This window comes from Flavobacterium inviolabile, from assembly GCF_013389455.1.
Lineage (GTDB): Bacteria > Bacteroidota > Bacteroidia > Flavobacteriales > Flavobacteriaceae > Flavobacterium > Flavobacterium inviolabile.
Genome location: NZ_CP058278.1, coordinates 1,003,596 through 1,024,311, shown reverse-complemented (window position 1 = coordinate 1,024,311; position 20,716 = coordinate 1,003,596). Strand labels below are relative to the sequence as shown.

Below are 20,716 nucleotides of genomic sequence, written 5' to 3'. Positions count from 1 at the left end.
AGCTTTCCATTTTAATTTTATCAAAAACTCTATCTGCATTAACGATTCCATATTATCATAAATCTAAACCATAATGGGTTTCCAGTAAAAAAGCAACAACAATTTTTTCAAATATAGCCGAATTGGATCTTCTCCATCCGGATCAACAAAAAAAAGGATAGGGACTATTCAAAACGAAAATTAATGATGAGAAATCTGGTATTTTTTTCTAATGGATCAGGAGCAAACCATCTACTAACTCTAGGGTCATACATCCTCGCTCCAAAGTCATAACTATCACCTTCACCGCCTTTTAACTCGTTATCCATCTCCATTCCATTAAACCCGTAACGATATGATTCTGAGGCTTCATGTGGCGATTAGGTACCAGCATCCCAAACGGATAGTAATCATTGTATGAAACTACGTCTGGAATTAGCAGTCGTCCTCGTCCATAAATTCCTAACAATTTACGGTCGGTCACTACAGAAAGAACGTTCCCTAAATGGTTCGACAATTCGTAGTTTTTATCTCCTACAAAACGATAGGCTGTAACCGGTGTTCCAACTTCCGCAGATGTACCTTGCCCCTGATCCAATCCTTCACAAACATCTCCAATACCATCGCCATCAGCATCTTCCTGACCCGGGTTGTAAATTGTTCTACAATTGTCACAAGCATCACCTCTTCCATCACCATCCGTATCAATCTGATTGTAATTCGGATTATTGATACAGTTGTCACAAACATCTCCTCTACCATCACCATCTGTATCAGCCTGGTTTGGATTATAGGTGTACACACAGTTGTCACAAACATCTCCAACGCCATCGCCATCCACATCACTCTGATTCGGGTTAAATTTATTCGGACAGTTATCCACTGCATCCGGAATTCCGTCACCATCAGAATCTAATGCCGTAGGTCCACAATACGATTGTGTATACGGAACTCCATTTCGTGTCATGCTCAACAAATTGTTGGTTGCCGTTGGTTGCCCAACCGGTCCTTCATCAAACGGAAAGACATATACCGGTGTATTATCCGACCCTTGACCATTATTCACAGTATAGGTGAAATCACACATTTCAACAGGAACCCCCTGGAAAGAATTTCTAAGATTGTTTCCTTCCACATTTCCATACTCTTTTGTGGTTTTACCCAAAGTATTCCAAACCGCATTTGGTTCCGGGAAATCTCTGTAATCGTCCGATTCCGGTCCGTTTAACTCTTGCGTTACATTACCGATAAAATCTCTCGACGTGTAAACATTTCCGTTAATCGTAAACTCTGGACTAAAATTATCGCCATTCACCGATACCTTCGCATGGAAATTCCATTCGGTTTCCGGTATCGCATTTCGCAACTCATACGTCCAAACGGTTTTATAGTTTCTATAATTCCAACGTCTGTGGAAAACAAAGAACGGTTTATAACGGTGGAACCTTTTCGTATACTTTTCAATTTCTAATGCCGGCACATAAGCACCATTGCCATTTCTCTTAATCACGATACGTGCCACACTATTGTCCCATTGCTTGTATTCCGGTCTTCTGGCACCATCTAAAGTTACTAACGCATGATTTTGATTTACTGTCATCGCTGAACCTCCAACAATTTTGAAATTCGTTCTGATTTCAAAGTCCTGTGTTTTCGCTCCAGATTGATCAAAGAAATTGATACTCTTGTCGCCATCGCCCCAAGTAACATTGTTATTTCCACTAAACGATAATCCCCAAATTGAAGACGGTGTTGTTAATAAAGCCTGCGAGACATTATCTGCAATCTGTGCCGAAGCAATCATCGCATCCATTCGTAACGCAATTCCTCTTCCACTTTCTGCATTAAGCTCTTTTCTTCCTTTTTCAACCCCAAGACGACTGCTTCCGTAAATATCCTGTTCCACCAGGTAATATCTAATCCCTTCCCCAGCTTTCTTCACCATCTCATAGGTACTCAATACATTTCCTTGTGCATCGCGTTGGTAGAAAGTAGTCGTTGCATTGCTTCCTTTGGTAACGCTTTTAGCAATTCTTTTTCCTAAACCGTCATATTCGAAATCGATTACGGTTCCATTGGCTTTGTTTACCGTTTTCACTTTTCCATCGACTCTCCAAACAATATTCAAGCCTTCTTTTTCATCACGGATCAACTGACCAATCTCATCGTACTGATAGTTATCTCGCTCCTGATTATCAATATCCAGAGAAGTATCATTCGGATTCGACGGATCATTGGTAAACGCTCCGTTAGGAACAGTATCATTAATATGCGTCAACTTATTCGTCCCATCCTGATACGTATAACTTAATTCATCCATTAACTGGTTTCTTCCAGAATTTTTTTGGGTAGGCGCCCAACGATTTAATGTCAATAAGTTACCATTTCTGTCATACGAATATTGCGATCGATACGATTCCTCTGTAAACAATCCTAACAAATCATTAATATTAAGGGAATTCATACCCTTAATTCTGTTTAACTGATCGTATGAATAATAATTATACTGCGATGATAAATTTGTCTGCCTCAAATCCATTAAAGAAGTAACCATCTCTTTAATGTTTCCGTTATACAAATTCCTATCTCTTTCAAGATCGTTTGTTAAACTATAACTTAAAGGCATATTATCCGCACCATTGTTAACATGGTGTCTCGACTGGTAATCCCCTCTAAAATAATTCAATCCAAATCCAAAAGCATCTTTAGCGGCTCCACTGAAAATCTCTCCATCGCCACCGATATCGTAGTTGGTGAAGGCGCCTCTAAGTGTGATTGTACCTAGACGTTCTGAGTTCACTCCTTTTAACCAACCTTGAAGCGTATAGAAGTAATCCAATCCCTGAACCTGCTTATCTCCAACAACAAGACGTGCTAAAGGTCCATGCTCGTAATAGTCGTACTTCGCTTCTTTTTCCCAAACGATTTTATCCTTACTGGTATAAACCTGTGTGATTCGGTTATCCGCATCATACTCATAACGGTGAATAAACTGATCTGCTTTTTTAGGTTGGTAGGTTACACTATTCACGTTTCCACTAACCAGATCGTAATCGTAGATCACTTTTTTGACATCCTGATTTAATTCTTTTAAGATCTCTTTATTCGTATGATAAATAAGTTCTTTTACGTTTCCGTGGATATCATAATCATATAAAATCGCATTATCATAACGGTCGTTCGCGATAATGTCCATTCTATCCAGGTCTACCCCTTCATCCAGAACACTGTACACTAATACAGCCGTAACCCTTTTGTGATTATTGTTTCCGGAATACGATTCAAACCAACTGGTACTATTCGCAACCGGAGTATCATAAAGTGTTCGCGTCACCTCATAGCGGGTATAATCGTGTGTTCCCAGATCACTTACCGGAGAACCTCCTATCATAACATTCCCTTCATCGTTAATATACGCTTGTCCAGGAATATATTCCCCAGCTTCCACAATTCGTCCCAGACCATCATATCGTGTATAACTGAATCTTGGTTTCGGCATCGCCGCCTGTTTTGCATTTTGCGAGGCAATAATACGCCCTAACTGATCATATGCAAATCGCGTTTCACCACCATCCGGTGTTTGCTGCCATACCAACTGATTCAACGAGTTATAACGATATAGCGTTTTCATCGTGTGATTTGGATCGACAACAAGACCATTCACCATCCCTTGTTCTTCGTTAGGGAATATATTTCTAATCTCATTAATCGTACTGTCGGTAGCCGGTGTTAATCGGGATACCCCCTGAGGCGGAACCGTTTGTACTAAGTTTCCTGCCTGATCATAATAGTATAAAGTATACTGGTATTCTTTATCATAAGACACTTTATTCAACGATTCTTGTAACCCGTTGATAGCGGCCTGAATATATTTTTGTTTAAATTCTTCTCGTTTTGCAATAAAATATTCCTCTCTTAATTCTTGTATATAAGTCTGTTGTACCGAGTTTACAAAAATCTCACAAGCAGTAGGAATATTATCTACTTGCATATCGATGGTCGGAACCATTGGTGCCGGAGGACAAATTTTATTTTCCGTCATATACAGGTCTACGAACTCACTCCATGTAACAGAAGGATGCGTCGGCAAATACGCTGCATAGGCATTGATAACCATTTGTGTACCATTATAACCATAATTCAATTTGGTTGCTCCAAATTCACTTATCGTTATAAAGCTCGGCATACTAACATCGTAAGCTCCCGTTATATTCAAATAATGGATATAATCTGTAACCAGATATCCTAAGTTAGCTTCACAGAAATATTTCGCATCTTGAGCCAGATGATCCGGCATTTGATAACCTTGTACGATGTCCATAATATCGCGAAACTCCAGCCATTTTTGCACACAAACCGACGGAGCAACTGCTGGCGGTATACAAGAGGTACAAGGCACCTGAATTACAGCATTACATTTTCGTGCAGTGATACATTTACTAGTACCGTTGGCAATAATTTGCGCCCCTGTATTGGTGGTAACCGTAGCCGTAAAATTACCCGATTGTGTATTGGTAAATGACAATCCCGAAATATTCGTAACATTTGCAAATGAAACACCCGGTACCGTAAACACTACCTCACATTCCGATTCTTTGGCAAACGTAAATCCAATTTGAGAACTGGCCGTATTTTCTACTTTGTAAAAGTTATTGATACTGGCTGACGGAGCCGCTCCAGATAACTGAACATACGTATTTAAAGCCGGTAATCCATTGGCAGTAGCACCGTCGGCTACTGTTTGCTGCTGTATAAGATCCTTTAACACGGATGTCAGTGCATTCGTAACCCCGAATTCCTCTTCACAGAACGTTTGCTGAAGGCAGCTTATCGTGCCACGAGCCTCCTGAATTCCAGCCGGATAGACCATATTAAATCGGCCACTACTAACTCTATAAGAACCATGGTGAACAAAAACACTAAAAGCATACGTATTATTACCTAAATTTTCAAGTATTTTAAAATTCGAGAAATGTGTAATCTGTGAAGCATAATTCGTCGTAGTAGAACCTCTTCCCGGATAAGCATAAAGTGGCAACATAAACTGACATTCCTGAGAACCCGAAAAGAAATTAAACTTGATACCATCATAAGTCGATAGTCCATCCGACCAGTGTGTCGCATATTGATTTACCGTTGGATTATTTCCAGCAATATATGGAGCTACAGCCTGCATCTGAACAGGATTATATCCATCTAAAAAGCCATGTGAAATAGGACCTCCTGCGCTCCAAAGATGATTCGTCAGGTTTAAGAAGTTCGCTCCTATAGCTTCTGTCTGAGAAACTTCTTCCGTACAGATACAACTATAATTTAATGGTGTGATACGTCCATTTAGGGTAAACACCTGATCTTTCAGATCCAGATAACTGATTGTTATTTTATCATCTCCACTTACAACACCATTCACCATATTTTTCTCAATCTTTATTCCCGTTACTCTATAAAAAGTTCCCGGAAGGAAAGATGGATTTCCAAATTCGTTCACCAGATTATAAATCGTAAACGGACTTGGACCGTTAACGGTAAAACTGGTATTCGGACTACACGACCAAGACGAATTTAAGGCAAGATCATTTAACACCTCCGGCATAACACTGCTACCATAGGTATAATTATCATTCGGAGCTCCTTTTAATGCTATCCCAGACGTAAACAATTGTCCCGGAATATTTGGATTCGTTCCTTTTAACGCATTCATAACGCGTACCAATGCTTTTTCAAAGCGCACTCGTTTGTCGCAATTTTCACCTGTTTCACCAGCTGCATCCCCAAAACTACATTGTCCGATAGCTGCTTTAATCGTTCCTTCAAGAACCACCTCTTCTAACGCCGGGCAACTTGTTCCCGTAAGTCGTTTTAGAACCGCAACAATCTGGAATTTATACGTATTGTTTAACGGATTAAACGATCCCGGTACATAATAAATATTCTTGAAATCAACAATCTTAAAGTTTGTATTATAGGTCGTCCATGTAGGAGCTGGTACCGTTTCGTTACAACCATTCATATAGTACCCTATAGATAAAGACTGTGTTAGAATCTTAAGTTCGATTGGCTCTGCAATACTACCACTAGCCGTATTAAACGTAAGGTTCAAACTTGCACCTCCATTTACAACACTTCCATTAATAGTCACATTTTGTGGGTTTGCTGCATAAGCAGTCGGGTCTAACAATACCGAATTAAATAAATCCGGTGTTAGCATCGGCATACTATAGGCATTAAAACCGTACAGCAATAATCCCTGATTCTGGAAAGAAGGATTGATCAATCCTTTTAACAAACTTTCGGTGTCTAATAATAATGGACATTTTCCAGTTTGGTAATAGGTATTTGCATCGGCATCGGCAGTAGCATCGGCAATGGCCTGTGCTCCCGGAACACCGGAGTTAAAGCCATAATCGGCCGATATAAATCGTTTTTCTTTGTTTTTATAGTATCCAACGGTAGTAGTCGAACAAGCTAGTATCGTACCGGCAGGCGTTGTCGGAACCGGAGTTGCAAAAGCCTGGTTGATTCGTTGTAACAGGTTACTATAATTACCTGTTGTATTATATTTTTCGAACAGCGTTACAAAAGTATCAACGTTCTGTACGTCGCCGATACAACCGTTATACCCACTATTACGTAAAGCATAAATATGAGAGAATACCGTTCTTGTTTTTTGTTTAAACGCGATATAGTTGTTCATAAAGCTCTTCCAAACACGCTCTTTTTCCGTTGGATTCAGCGCATTAAGAATTGGAAGTAATTGGTTAACCGGAGTGGTCACCAAACTTTGATAAGTAGAAGCCGGTGCAATTCCATTACCGAAGACAGTGGTATAATAAGCTGTCTGAAGCATATTTAATCGGGCGTTATTCGCCAATTTAATACCTTCGTAATTCGTATTCATCGCTTCCAGCAATAAATTTTTTCTCAGACTAAAATCATTCGTAGTTTCGGCATCGTAGTTAATCCCCGATGATGGCGTCGCTGTAATTTGTCCGTTATAGAAAGGATCATTAGCTGAAAGGGCAATTAAATTCTGAACCAATCCATTTGTCGTAAAGACATTGGTATAATCGGTATTTTTAAGTTTCTCGTCAAAGCTATCGGAGTTATCACCAGCCGAATTTGTTTTGGCACAAATGGCTTTATTGTATTTCAGATACTGGTATTCCGGGTGGTAAGGTAGTAACGATTCCGCCCAGCTTGCTTGCCAGTTATTAACAAAGTCGGTTACATTTCTTAAATATTGCGGGCGCACATATTTATTGGATGAAGTCGGATCCAATGGATCATCTTCGACACTCGCCGAAGGCATAATTTCAGGGATATAAGTATTGTAATTAATTCTTTCGACTTTTACCTTCGCAAAATCACCATTATCATCCATATATGGCGTAGCCGGTCGTCTCCAGTTATAGTTCGATACATTTTGTGTAACGGTTAATCCGGTATCCAAATCGATAAACGTCTGAACAGAAGAACCGCCATATAACAATTGATTGTTTTCATTAAACAAACTTAGGGTATCGTCAACATTACCAGCAGGCGCGTTTATTCCACCTGGTTGCGCCGTTGGAAAATCGATTCCTGCAATGGATCCGTATTGACCGTGCGGACTAACATCCGACAGTAACATGCTCGTATTGATATTACAGGTATCGCCCGGCTGTATACACAATTCTCTACAACCCTCTAATAATCCTCTAAACTCCTTTTTAAAACGAACTACATAGGAATTGATTAGATACTGTGAAATAAGTCCGTTCTGATCCACATATAGTGATCCGTTATAGACAAACCAACTTCCGGCAAAATTGCTGTTCAGGTTATCGATTACATATTTTTGTTCTGCCAATAAAACGTAATATTCTCTATTCCCAACATCTCCCAATACACTTTCATCTGTGCCGGCAGGGAAGGTCATTCTAAATGACTGACATGTCTGTAGTGCTAAATAACTACAAATCAGTGCTTCCTCACAACTTCTACACGTCACATGACAGTCTTCTTCGCTAATATCGATTGTAGAACCTGCTAAACTCGGAAAACACGGATTGCTTGACTGTCTTATTTGTGCGATATAATCGTCTGCATATTGCTCGACAGCAACCTGATTCACGCGGATATCCTTATTTAAAGTATACGATCCGATTTTCAACACACTGGATGTTAAACTTTTATTGAATGAAATCGCTGGCGCATTCGGTGTATAGGAATTCAGATTTATCATTCCTATCTGAGCGATTCCACCCCCATTCGAATCAACCAGCATGTCATTACCACAATCGTCCAAAAGACTCATCTTCCAGTCAAACACAAAAGGATAGTATTTGCCACCCATACAGTAGTCGTTATAGGTATTCGTAGCATGCGTCAAACCATAGTTAAGAGTTAACGCTTCTTCCTTCACAACTCCCACCTGACTATTTAATCGTACGCCATCCTGTAATATCCCGTTTATTCCGGTAGTATAGGCATCGTTATTCGACATCATATTGGTTGTTGTCATTTCGTGTAATGCGTTATTGGTTTCATCCTCTAACGACATCATTGGCTCGTCTTTCCGGTTGTCACCAGCCAGTGCTGTAGCAATCGTTCTTCCCTGAGGGTCCAGATAACTAACACTAACCTGTTTGTTCGGATCGACAACTATATTCTTTTTATAACGTTTGAAATCTCCTACTTTATATCCAAAAAGTCGGTTTAATTCTTCCTGGTCCGGTTGCAGGTAAAAATAGCTCATCTCGTGACCGGTACCCAATTGAAGTTCTTGTCCTACACCACCTTTTCTTCGGATTCTTCCGGTATTATCCGGCGTATATTCAATCTGAGAAAAAGGATATTTATTCGCATTTGGCACAAAATCCTGATAGTTTGCTACAGGTGCACTTTGTTCCGAATAATATTTACTGGCTCCGGAACTTTTTGACATTCCCGGCGGCAATATCGGCTCACAGATTAATCCATTCAGTCGATCCCAGTCGAAATCATGATGGGTATAAACCTGATTGTTATCATTTTTATTTAAGTCCCTGTAATAGCGAATACCGGAAGCTTCGATAGGTGTTGGCAACACTTCAACAGCAACACGTCCCTGATTATCATAAACCGATTCTCCAACAACGGCTTTATTATTCGTATTGGTTTTAGTAACCGTTTGACGATTACGCAACGTACCATCGAAATAACTTACCACTTCTTTTTTCTTACCATCTTCGGCAAAAGAAGCCTGGTATTGCCAGTTCTTTTTACCTACTTCATGATCGGCATCAATTTCCAGGAAAGTCCCCCAGTTACCTACATTTTGAAAGTTACCCGCCAATCCAGAAGACCAGGTTCCGTAATAACTCTTTTTCGTATCGTCCAGGAATCGTCCTACCGGTCTTACCCGGTATACCAAATACCCCTTTGAGAATACCAATGGAATTCTATATTTTAATTCTTTGGTTTGTATTCTTGTACTATTCAGTTTAAAATCCTGCTCTGTTAAAGCAATCTGATTGGGCATCAATTTATTTCCGTTTGGCCCATAGTTATCCACCCAGGTCCATTCCAGTTCATATTCTGTCGCTGGCGCATCGATATAACGTGTCCAGTTGATTTCCAGTTCTTCGGCACCGTCACTTACATTGTTAACCACCATTTCCGTCAAACCATTGTACTTAATAAGTCTTCTGGAAACCGGATTCACCGTTGTATTTTTGATATTGTAATAGCGGTCCGTTTTAAAACGAAGCTGAAGGAACGCTGTAGAATTAGTAACGGTAGGAATAATTTGTCCCGATAAATCTCTATACACGACTTCATCTACCGCTACATCCGCTTTATGGATGCCCGGCAACTTATAAATCGAATAATCGTCGAATTTTACATTTTCGGTTAGGTTATCGTGCACAATTCTCAACTTGACAGCATAAGGTGCCAAAGTTCCATTTTGGTTGTTATAGGGTACAACTCTCAATTTCACCTCACAAGAATATTGCGCCTGATAAGCCGTTAGATCACTTGCAAGATCCTTGAAACCAAAATGAATATATACAGCAGGATCAATAGAAGTCAGCACATTCTGCTGATTCAAAGAGGCATACTTCGGATCGGTAATCTGTAGCATAGGTAGGCTATGCAACTGGCTACCCGAACTAATCGTGCCCAAAGTTTCTTCCTGTTGTCCAAAAACAAACGCTGTAAATAGTGTAAATACTAAAATAAATAAACGCTTAGGGATATACATATATCTGATTTTTATTTTATATTATTAGAAATAATTCGTTCATCAATTATTTCGTATTTTTTAAACCGCTGAGCCAAAACAATGCTATTCTTACCGGAGAAAGAAAGGTAGTTTTGTGTATTAAAAACCGAAGGAGGAATTGCTTTTCTGCTATAATCGCTATAAACCACTTCCAGTCTCGGATAGTTAACATCTGTTCCTTTATACTCTTTGGAAAAATTAATTCCCGTGTTATAGTAAAAGATCTGTTTTTGTATAAAATAGGTCTTCGACACGTTTAAGACGATCTTGGAATAGGTCAGTCCGGAATGCGCTTTCGGTTCCAGAATAATTTCCCAATAGGTTTTAAAATCTTTAAACGAATTCAGCTTACACAATTCGAATACTTTATTAAAATCGGCTTCCCCAAAATAATTATTAACCGGATTCGAAACGACCATTGCATTTTCGGAGTGGCTGATTTTTATATTGGTTTTTTTCGTATTAATAATCTCCGTATCGTTGATTTTGATGTAAACTTCGTTTGCCGCATTTTTATAAAAGACACCTTTATAGTTTTCTTCTACCTTAGTCGACTTATAATCTTTAAACAGTTTATAGTCGGTTTTATACTGTAGCGGTTGTGCGATACTGTATCCGGCTGTAATTTTCTTAAAAACCTCTCCTACAGTTTGTGCCTGAACCAGACACCCCATCAGTAGGATGGAAACGGATGTGATGATTTTATGTACCATAACTTCCTTTAGTTTTTAATTACACTTCCGGAACGGGTTTCCTGAATGGTTTTCACACCTCTTTCCGTTTCTTTTTTAATACGTACCAATCCACCTTCGTTGTCATACTCATAAAAAGTAGCGTAGTTGTTATCGTCTAATTCCGACATCAGCTTAAAGGTTTCCGGATCGTATACAAATGATTTCATACTACCTTTTAGCGGATGCACGCGTATATCATCAAAATAAACCGGGATACTCGGACTGTTATTCGCCAACTCCACTCCAATTGAAATAGTATTATTGATGGCACTTGTTGACGAATACGGAATTTTAAACTTGGTAAAAATGCGTTGCCATCCATCGATAATTTCACCCGAAGGAATTGCTGTAACTCTTCCTATTTCGTGTTGTGGCAATGCCTGCTTATTGTGATAAAAAATCAGCGTAATTGCAGGGTTCGTAAATGTTTTAAGCTGTTCGTTCGTTTCTTCTTTTGCCCAGGCACTTAAAATATATTCCTGTCCGGGTTCCGGTTGGAACGAATAACAATCTTCACAAAAATCTTTCGTAATGGAGATTCCACATGAGATTTGGCTATCGACTAATTTTTCTGAAATATAACGATCGTCAGATCCCAGAATAGTAAAGTTATCATGTCCATAATAATCAGCCGGTTTAAAATAATCCATACTGGCTACCGGGAATTGATCTGCAGGATAACCCAATAAGAATTTTAATGATTTTCTAAGGCGTGACTCGGCTTGCGTTTGAATCACATCGGTATGTTCAACCGCGGCAATTCGGGCGAAATCGTTCGTTTGCAAAGTAGGTGCTACCAAAGCAGGATTCAGATTAGGATCCTGGTTTTGCGCCATTCGCTGACTTACAACCGTTTCCGAATCTACATAGAAACCATTCTCAATTCCCAATACATATAAGTGCGGACCGTTTGGTGTTAATGGCGTGGTTGGGTTCGCCGGATTTCTATAATTATCGAATGATTTCATTGTACTTACCAACGTCGAAACATTGGCTGTCTGACAACCATCGGTAATCATAATCACCGCTTTAGGTTTCATCGAAGCCTGCAATGCTTTTTGCAAGGCACCATTCCAGTAATCCGAACCATGACTGATTCCCGGTTGACCGTATCGGGCACCAAAACCGTTAATCCAGTTATTAAACTGATTTAAAGTAGACCCATTCGTAACTTTAACCTGCATGATTGCATCGCCTCTGTTATAAGTATCACTGTCAGACATACCGATCAGGGAAATATAGATATTCGTTCCTAAATTATCATTCGTATCAGCCTGTTGCTGTACAAATGCTTTTAGTTGTTTTTTGATTTTTCGGATTTCAGTATCGTCCAACGATCCCGACTCATCTACAACAATAGCCACGTGCGACTCACAGTACAACTCATCCGGACATAAATTGATATGCTTTACCGTTCCTGTGTTAATCACCGAACCATTACTGAACGTTGTTTTAAACGTCGCCTGTGTATCCGGGAAAAAATAATTGTTGAATTCCACATTGGTAATATTTAAATTACTTAGAAGCGGAACTACCACGTCATATTGCGCTCCATGCGGGTTAAACGAGAATGAAATCGCAGCACCTGTATTATTAAAGTTGTAGATTTTAGCATTAACATCGGTAATGTACGGTGCCAAAACGGTTAATTCCGTACAGGTAAAACCATTCGGCACACTTGCATTAGGAAGCGTTCTTAATTTATTGATCAAATTAAGGAACAAGTTTTTGATCACCGGAGCATTTGGATTAACTGTTGTACAGTAAACCGGTGCCGGAGGACAAAAATTAACATGTTTAACCGTGTGATTCGGCTGGTATACACTTGTGTTTAAAAGTACCGGCAAAGTCGTGACTGAAGCAGTCGACACATATCCGGACATATCCAAACCGGTTACGGTTGTATAAGGTGTATAACGAAGCGAAACATCATAATCGCTTCCATGATTCGCAAATGAGAATCGGAAATACTCTCCGTTATTTGCAAAATGCGCATTATAAATTTTAGGATTTGGATCAGAGATATAAGGCGATAATGAAATCAGTTGTGAAGGTGCATAACCATTGGCGATATACCCGTCGGTCTGCATTTTTGAAATCAAATGATTCAATAAATTAAGATACAACTGTTTTACAATAGGCGATGTTGTATTATTCGACGCACAAAACGTTGTACAATTTTGCACGGTTACATCATCTAACTGACCGGAAAACGTACACCCTCCGTCATAATTCACTCCATTTACAATAATGGTATAAGTACCTGCATCCAGCGAATTGATATATATCTCATTCGTACCATATATCGTATTCAAATCGATAACTGTTCCGTCCGATTTCACAATTCGGATGTTGTACTCGGCAGCGGACATATAAGGATATACGACCACTTTAATAAATTGTCCGGCACATAAGGTTGCCTGATTGGTAGAACTCAACAACTGAATTCTTGTTTTTTCGTCACAGATCGGCAATTTATCCGGACAGAAATTAATATGCATGACCTCAAATTCCTTTAAATGGATTCTATAGCCTGGATAATTGTCTGAATAATCTCCTTGCAAATTCAAATAATGATCGGAATCGGTATATCCCCCTAAATCGATGTCAAAGTTAACAAGAGCGATATCCGAAAAATCACCGTAAAGTCGAACATCGTGCTCACCATGGTCCCCTGTAAAAGAGAAACGCATCTCCCTTAAACGATTATTCGAAGGGTCTACATCGGTACCGAAGTGCGTAATTTTAGGATACGGATCCGTTATAAACGGTTTTAATGCGTTAAATTCCGGCGGGTTAGTCCCCTCGATCATATAATCAGGCACACCACTATTTTTGGCATTAACCAAATATTTTATAAAATTCAGGAATATCGTTTTTACGGTAGGAGTATAGATATTGTCTTTGGTACATGAACTCCATTTTACTCTATCGTTTGTTACAGTCGTTGCTTTATCCGCAACCGCAACCTTTTCCCCCGTTGTTTTTGTATTCGCAGCACTCTTAGTTGTAGTACCTTTTGCTATTGTCACTGAAAGAGCATCGTCCTTAAACACAGGTAAATCCCCCATAGGTTCCAGCAAATCCTCAGCTAATTCGCCGGTTACTTTATTACCGTTAATTAAAAAACGAGTCAACGCCTGGAAAGCATCCGGGTCGGCTTTTAATTCCCCTTCCAGATTATTGTCACTTAAAACAATATCGGTAACATGGCCGTCTTTAACCGTTACCCCATACCATCCTGTTTTCTTTGCAGCATCCCAGGAAGTCACCACCGATTTAGGATTGTTAACATCCCAACCTTTATTGTTCTTCCATTTGCTACCGTTAGTACTGTGATATATATCGATCAGTGCCTGTCTCTCTTCCGGAGAAACCTGAGCCAAGACCGTGACACCCGACCATAGCAAAAACACTATTAAAACTAAATTTTTCAATTTTATACGAATCATCTCTACTACTATTTTTTAATGTCTTTAGCTAATACTTTATCTGCCGGTTTCACTTTCGCTGTAGGACTTTGTACTTCCACACAGGAAACCACCTGTTTTTTAAGCAGCGCTTTTTTCCCTGCCTCAATTTTCAAACTCTTTCTACCGGTATGTGATTGTTTCGACGAAACGGTTACTTCATTTGGTTTAAGTAGTCCATGGAAATTAAAATGGGCCGACGTCAGACAGGTAGAGAAATCATAATCTTCAAAGCCGTCAAAAGCCATTTCTTTATATTTTGCATTGGATGCCACCGCCATTGGGAAACGATTATTATAACCGTAAAGTGCCGACGAATAACGATTTAAGGCATCTTTATTTTCCACTTCCTGGCCATATGGATTATATTGCGTCACTTGGGAAGCAAAAGTCCATTTACCAAAACCGGCATAGATTAAATTCTTCTCCCACTTGCCCGTTGCTGCACTGTAAACATAGAACGGATCAAAATTGTTAAAGAAACCTGTTTTTCGAAGCGTTGGATTCAGATCATTCGCATTTGGCGTGAAATTTCTTCCGGTCAAATACGCATACGATTTATTAGCTCTCCAGTTTCCTAATACATTATACAAATACGGGTTATACGAGTTGGCGGCAATATCATCCGGGTCACCGGTATTGTTGTCTTTTTCATATTCAAAAACAAGGTTTCCGTTTTCATAAGTCATTCTTGGCAAATCACATTCACATTGCGCCGCCCAGATATTATTGTATTCTACTGCCGAGGCCGCGATGATTCTGTGCTTATTATAGTCTGCTGAGAGATACGGAGTCGGTCCTATGTTTGATCTCAATATTGCAAACTCCGGATCATTTCCGCTATATTTATAAAGCGGATTTCTAATCGACGTTACTCCAGCCATAGGATCTTCCAACATGTTTCGATAACCGGATCGGATTACCTTCATTTTACCAAACAGGATGTGATCTCGCGTTACACGCAAACCGTTTCGATCGATCAGCATAAATTTATCTCCGCTCGTTTTAACCACCCAGGCAAAAAGGGTTTTATCCTGTTCCATTCTATTCATACCAGTAATCCATACTTCATCACCATCCATTAAATAATCGGCGGCATAATAACCATCTATTTTATATCTATCGGTGTTGTCGTTAGTAGAAATACTACATTCCAATCCGATATTTTTCGCTACCTGCCCCATTCCTTTATATGCCCAGTATGCCGGGAAGGTAAAACTGTGGTAATTATCGTTATATTCATTGGTCGTTTGTGTCAACAATACCTGTCCGGTATCGGCATCCCATGCCGTATTTCTAGTAGACACTTTCGCGCCGGCATCATAGGCAATTTTTTCAGACAGAATACCACTTGTATGAATCACTTTTGTCGTTACCGCAGTTCGGATCTGATTTTCGTGTTTCGAATAACTCGGTAGCGGAACCGGTATAATCACAAAAACCATAAACAACGGAATACCAGCGGTATTAAAGTGAATTCCGGCCGTTTGTGTTACCGATTTACTTTCTCTAAAGTCGTTGATCACATCGTAATCCACACCTACCAGTTTTAAACCGATCTTTCCGGAACCGTCAATCGTAGTCACCACATTGTTTAGTTTCCCCAGATTCTTAGGCGTATTTGGCGATTCCTTGTATTTATAATCCACTCCGGAAATAAAGGCCGTTTGTCCTTCGGCATAAATACGCTGGCTCTTCATTTTACCATCCATATCATTGGTATGAATCGAGTATCCCTGAGACAATGTTAAATGATCTCTAACATTGATTTTTAACAAACTCGCCAGGATATCCGATTTATCATAACGCGATGACATCGGGGTATAACTCACCACGGTAGGATAATCGTAAGTCGTATAGAATTCGGTTACCACATGTCCTGTAGCGTGTCGTTTTACCATAGCAGGATCACGCGGTCCTAATGCTTTTCCTCTTTCAAGGTTTTTAACCGTCACCCGACTATAGGTAACTTTTGGCGATGGGAAAAACGATTCCCCAAAAGGTTTTTCGATATAGTTTTCGGTTTCAGGACCTAACAATAAACTCTTAGTGGTTTTATCGTAGAAAGGCTCCACAAAAGGATTGTCTTTTGCCCCAATCGGCTCATAACTCGCCACTCCGGATGTCTTCCCTTGCTCTGTTTTGTAGGTATATACCTGACCGTAATGCTGTTTGTATAGCTCATCACTTGGATTATCGGTCATTATCTGCCATTCGTCATGCATTTTAACTTCTTTTACACGACTACCGCCACCGATTTTTTCACGGTTCGGCTGCATTAAACGAATCCATGATTTTCCGGAGATAAATTTGCTGGCAATTCCTTTCTCTTTTAGTTTTCCATTTGGACTTTTGAAAATATCCAACAACGTTGGCATCCAACCGATAAGTTCCATAACAACCCCTTCAAGATTGTTAGTGTCCTCTTCATTGTTCATACTATACACCACGCGGTTCAGGTTTTGTCTTCCGAAATACCAACCCGCTTTCGATATCGGATTCACTTCCGGATTACCACCGTCGCCCTGGTTTACCATTTCGATTTTGATAGACACATAACTATCACCGTTACCATCCTGAATAAAGTTATAGGTTTGATTTTTGACCACGTTTAGATACCCCGTCACATAATCGTATTTGTTATTATCATTTTGCGCCATATTCACTAAAAACCTAAAATAAACCGGGTCATTTTGTATTGGCTTGATATAACGCTCATGGAAGTCTTGAAAATTAGAGTCGTCTAATTTGATGTACAAATAACGCGAAGGATTAAATGATTCATATAGTTTTGTATTGTTTAACTGGCTTAGGGATGTTAATGGCGCACTACCGGCTCCTACTACTTTAAACATTTCCATCACATCGCGATCCTGGACATGGCCATAATCGTCGGCCTCATAATTCATTTCAATTCTACCGCCGGATGGCAAACTAATATTATTGATTAACCAGGCCGATGCATATTGATTGGCAGCAGCTCTGTCTTTTTGATCCACATATCCGTATTCGGTATTCGACAACGCATCGTTTGTTCCGCAGCCCACATTTGCGGCAGTCGGTTTGTAATTCCCCCAGATATCATAAGCCTTCATATCGTAAGAAGGATTATACCCGTAATTAAAAGTATACGGTGCGTATTTACCCATATTGGATTTCTTATAGGTAAAGTATAGTTTTTTTAGCGTCAGTTTTCCTTTTTGACCGTCGTACGCGCCACCCGACATGTTTGCGTTTTCGTGGTTTTCAACCCCCTGACACAAACTGTAGTCATATTCGAAATGCGCCACTTTAATAGGTGTTGCACCAGTCGGATTCGCCAGGTATTCCGGTTTCGAATACAATGAAATTTTATCCAGTTTATACGATTTGGAATCCAGTCCAATACCTCCGTTTTCACCTTTTACACCATAGGCATCTTTACGTGGTGAAATCTCAAAAATAGCAACGTGTGTTTTCGTTTCAATTTTTTTGATATAAAGCATTTCTTTTTCACCATACTGATAGTTTCCTTTATTATCCTTTTTACTGGAACGTAAACCTTCGTCATAATTGGCTACATTTTCTTTAAACGGAATACGCCATTTATACGGTTGTGTATTATTATAGGTAAACTTGGTATAGGTTCCTAAATCGTCATCCGTAGGACCGTCATCTTTTAAATCCTGATAATCGGACGACAAAACAGATGTTAACAGATACGTGTGCGCATAGGCCGGAGTTGTAACCCGGTTAAAATACTGATCACCATCTTTACTGTTATTGGCTGAGTTATCACTACCCGGGTTATAATTTACCATTCCTTTAGAACAGTTTACCCCCGGATTACTTCCCACGTCAAACGTAGCTTCTCTCTTAATGGAGTTATACGCTGCTCGTCCGTAGATATAGCGTTCACCACCTTCTTTTATAACTCGTACTTCTGAAGTATGATGATCGTGTTTTCCAGCTAATGAGTACGGGCTAAATTGGGTTTTAAAACCAAATTTTTGTGCTTCCGTACGGGTTAATTTTTGGATAACCTGATTTCTACCCAAACGCCCTTGTCTTTTCACATAGCTGGCTCCCGGTAAATAACTGCCGTTTCTGGAATAGTTCAGCATCGTATTTCTTGAAAACTTAGATCCTCCGATTTCAAGTTTAATCGGATCATAAGCTCCCAATTCGCTATCGAATAAGTTTAATTCTTTATCAACATGGTTTCCACCGATGTTTTTGAAAAACACTTTTTCATAATCCAATCGGTTACCATTCACTTTCTCTCTAAATCGTGCCAAAGCAGGATTACTGCTCACCCACAATCCTGTCGCACTGTTCCCTTTTGTAATCGTGGCATCGAAACCAAAGTGAACACCGCCACCGGCTCCAAATTCAAGACCTAAACTTCCTCCATTTGTATCGTCCTGTACATAATTATCATATACAAAACCTACTTGTGATTTATACGGACGATACATTCCCGACACTCCTTGTCCCTGAATACTATACAAATCGTATGTATTATTGGTAACCGGTAATGAGGTTGTATTTTTATTAAACGTTCTGTCTTTTTCTCTGTTAAAATCTAAGATATCAGTACTTCCTGCACTATAGCTGTTTTCATAACCATAGCCTCTTTCTATTTTATATTTTTCAGAACTTTTAATACCCTGACTGGTTCGGTATCCGGAAAACTTCATTCCCGGTTCCACTCCCCAAAACTCACCTTCCACATTCACACCAAACATATAGTTAGACGACACCATTCCAACGCGTTTTGTTGGTGTAAAAGACGCATCCCCAAACGACAATGAGCCTGACAATTCATCACGCTTATCTTTTATATTTTTAAGATTGGTGTTATTCTTAGTCGACTTATACGACATCGATAGTGTTTCCAGTCCTTTTCGGCTGTTTAAGCTCACTCCGACACTTCCGGTTAATGTATAATCCTTTTTATCTTTATCGGTTTTCTTTTTATCGAACGACACACTTGGTGATACCGAAACACCTTCAGAAGACGAAGACTCCATATTCATCCCTACAGAAAGGTTATCACTGATCTGATAACTCAGACCACCATTAACTGAGAATCCAAAACCGTCGTAATTGTTATACTTCACCCCAAGTCCGATACTTGGAATGGCCATCTCGCCAATGCCAAATCCAGCCAGGAAGAAGTTTGCATTCGACCCGATGGTCACATTGTCTTTCATATTGTTTTCATAGATCATCTCATCTCCTTTGAAATCATCCGGCAAACCGCGCATTTGTCGGTTAATCTGCCCGACATTCAAATCCCAGCCTAAACCAACCCATGAAGCTTCCTGATCCATGGTAATTCCGGTATTGTATGCCAGGTTTAACGGATACCCTCCTACATCCATAATCGGGATATTGTAGTTAAGATCACCGCTGGCCAGATCGACCATATCGGAAGTATCAATAGGTGTAAACGATTCAAACTCCGGTTGTGAAGGACCATTGGTTAAAGCATACGCTGCCATTGGCTGAACCATTTCTAAAAACAACATCATCGCTAAATAAATAGCAACGACTTTTGTAACCTTACTCGTTCTGATTTTTTGAATCATAATAATATTTCTGTAAATGTGTCTTTAAACTTAAACTTCAATGTTCCTTTACGGAATAACTTGTCTTTATAAACCAATTGAATTTTCTCATTGGGATCGATACCGGAGAAAAACAACACAACTTTCTGGAAAGGTGCTATTTTATAATTGCGCTCGAAGGAAACGCCGTTACATGGTATCGTATCATTTTTGGAAGTAACCACATAAAAATCGTTATTGATGGCAAACGCCATATATTTAACCGCATCGGCATAAGGCAATCCGGTAAATTGATCGGACAAAAGATCTTTTTCCTGATCCTGACGAAACGTAAACTCAACTACCCGTTCCTGTTTGTTAGCTTCATACAGGGAGTCCACTTTAAACAGATCAGTCGTTCCCTGGTCTTTTAAAATGTAATATTGAATTGGCACTTCGGTAGCCGTAAAATTGATATCGTCTACTTTTTGGGAATATTCGCGCGATTTCCAGCCGATTTTCTCTAACTGAAAATAACGGGAGCGGATTTCTGAATCATCCCTGCCCGTTGTTGTCTTTTCTTTTTTACAAGAAAACAGTGAAAAAACAAAAAATATGAAAAGTAGTTTTTTATACACCCGCATATTTTTTATTTAGACAAACTATGTATTTCATTTCGAATCACCATTGATTTCTTATCTAAAATTCTTCTTCCTTAGTGTTAAAGTGCCTAAAAAACACCCCTTTACCTTTTCA

General features: G+C 39.5%; 6 protein-coding genes. All 6 read right to left on the bottom strand.

Annotation, left to right across the window (positions count from 1 at the left end; genetic code table 11):
• Nucleotides 1–164 precede the first annotated feature (164 nt).
• Genes HW120_RS17835 through HW120_RS04580 form a run of 6 tightly spaced genes read right to left on the bottom strand, consistent with a single transcriptional unit; the run spans nt 165 to nt 20,604 of the window.
• Nucleotides 165–308, bottom strand: a complete 144-nt coding sequence (locus HW120_RS17835) for a hypothetical protein (RefSeq protein WP_177731287.1) — start codon at nt 306–308, stop codon at nt 165–167.
• Complete coding sequence (locus HW120_RS04600) at nt 293–10,204, bottom strand: thrombospondin type 3 repeat-containing protein (protein WP_177729788.1); 9,912 nt, start codon at nt 10,202–10,204, stop codon at nt 293–295. Before HW120_RS04600 ends, HW120_RS17835 begins: the two co-directional genes overlap by 16 nt.
• Before the next feature lie 11 nt (nt 10,205–10,215).
• Nucleotides 10,216–10,938: a hypothetical protein gene (locus HW120_RS04595; RefSeq protein ID WP_177731285.1), complete on the bottom strand. Its 723-nt coding sequence runs from the start codon at nt 10,936–10,938 to the stop codon at nt 10,216–10,218.
• 8 nt (nt 10,939–10,946) lie between these two features.
• A complete protein-coding gene (locus HW120_RS04590; protein ID WP_177731283.1) occupies nt 10,947–14,396 on the bottom strand; it encodes a vWA domain-containing protein in 3,450 nt (1,149 codons plus the stop codon).
• 23 nt (nt 14,397–14,419) lie between these two features.
• Nucleotides 14,420–20,002, bottom strand: coding sequence for a hypothetical protein (locus HW120_RS04585; protein WP_177731282.1), 5,583 nt, complete (start codon nt 20,000–20,002; stop codon nt 14,420–14,422).
• On the bottom strand, nt 19,999–20,604 hold the full coding sequence (locus HW120_RS04580) for a hypothetical protein (protein WP_177731279.1): 606 nt from the start codon (nt 20,602–20,604) through the stop codon (nt 19,999–20,001). Before HW120_RS04580 ends, HW120_RS04585 begins: the two co-directional genes overlap by 4 nt.
• Nucleotides 20,605–20,716 lie beyond the last annotated feature (112 nt).

Bases quoted from the DNA above. Each gene is read 5' to 3' on its own strand.
- HW120_RS17835 (WP_177731287.1), bottom strand. From the start codon at position 308: ATGGATAACGAGTTAAAAGGCGGTGAAGGTGATAGTTATGACTTTGGA.
- HW120_RS04600 (WP_177729788.1), bottom strand. From the start codon at position 10,204: ATGTATATCCCTAAGCGTTTATTTATTTTAGTATTTACACTATTTACA.
- HW120_RS04595 (WP_177731285.1), bottom strand. From the start codon at position 10,938: ATGGTACATAAAATCATCACATCCGTTTCCATCCTACTGATGGGGTGT.
- HW120_RS04585 (WP_177731282.1), bottom strand. From the start codon at position 20,002: ATGATTCAAAAAATCAGAACGAGTAAGGTTACAAAAGTCGTTGCTATT.
- HW120_RS04580 (WP_177731279.1), bottom strand. From the start codon at position 20,604: ATGCGGGTGTATAAAAAACTACTTTTCATATTTTTTGTTTTTTCACTG.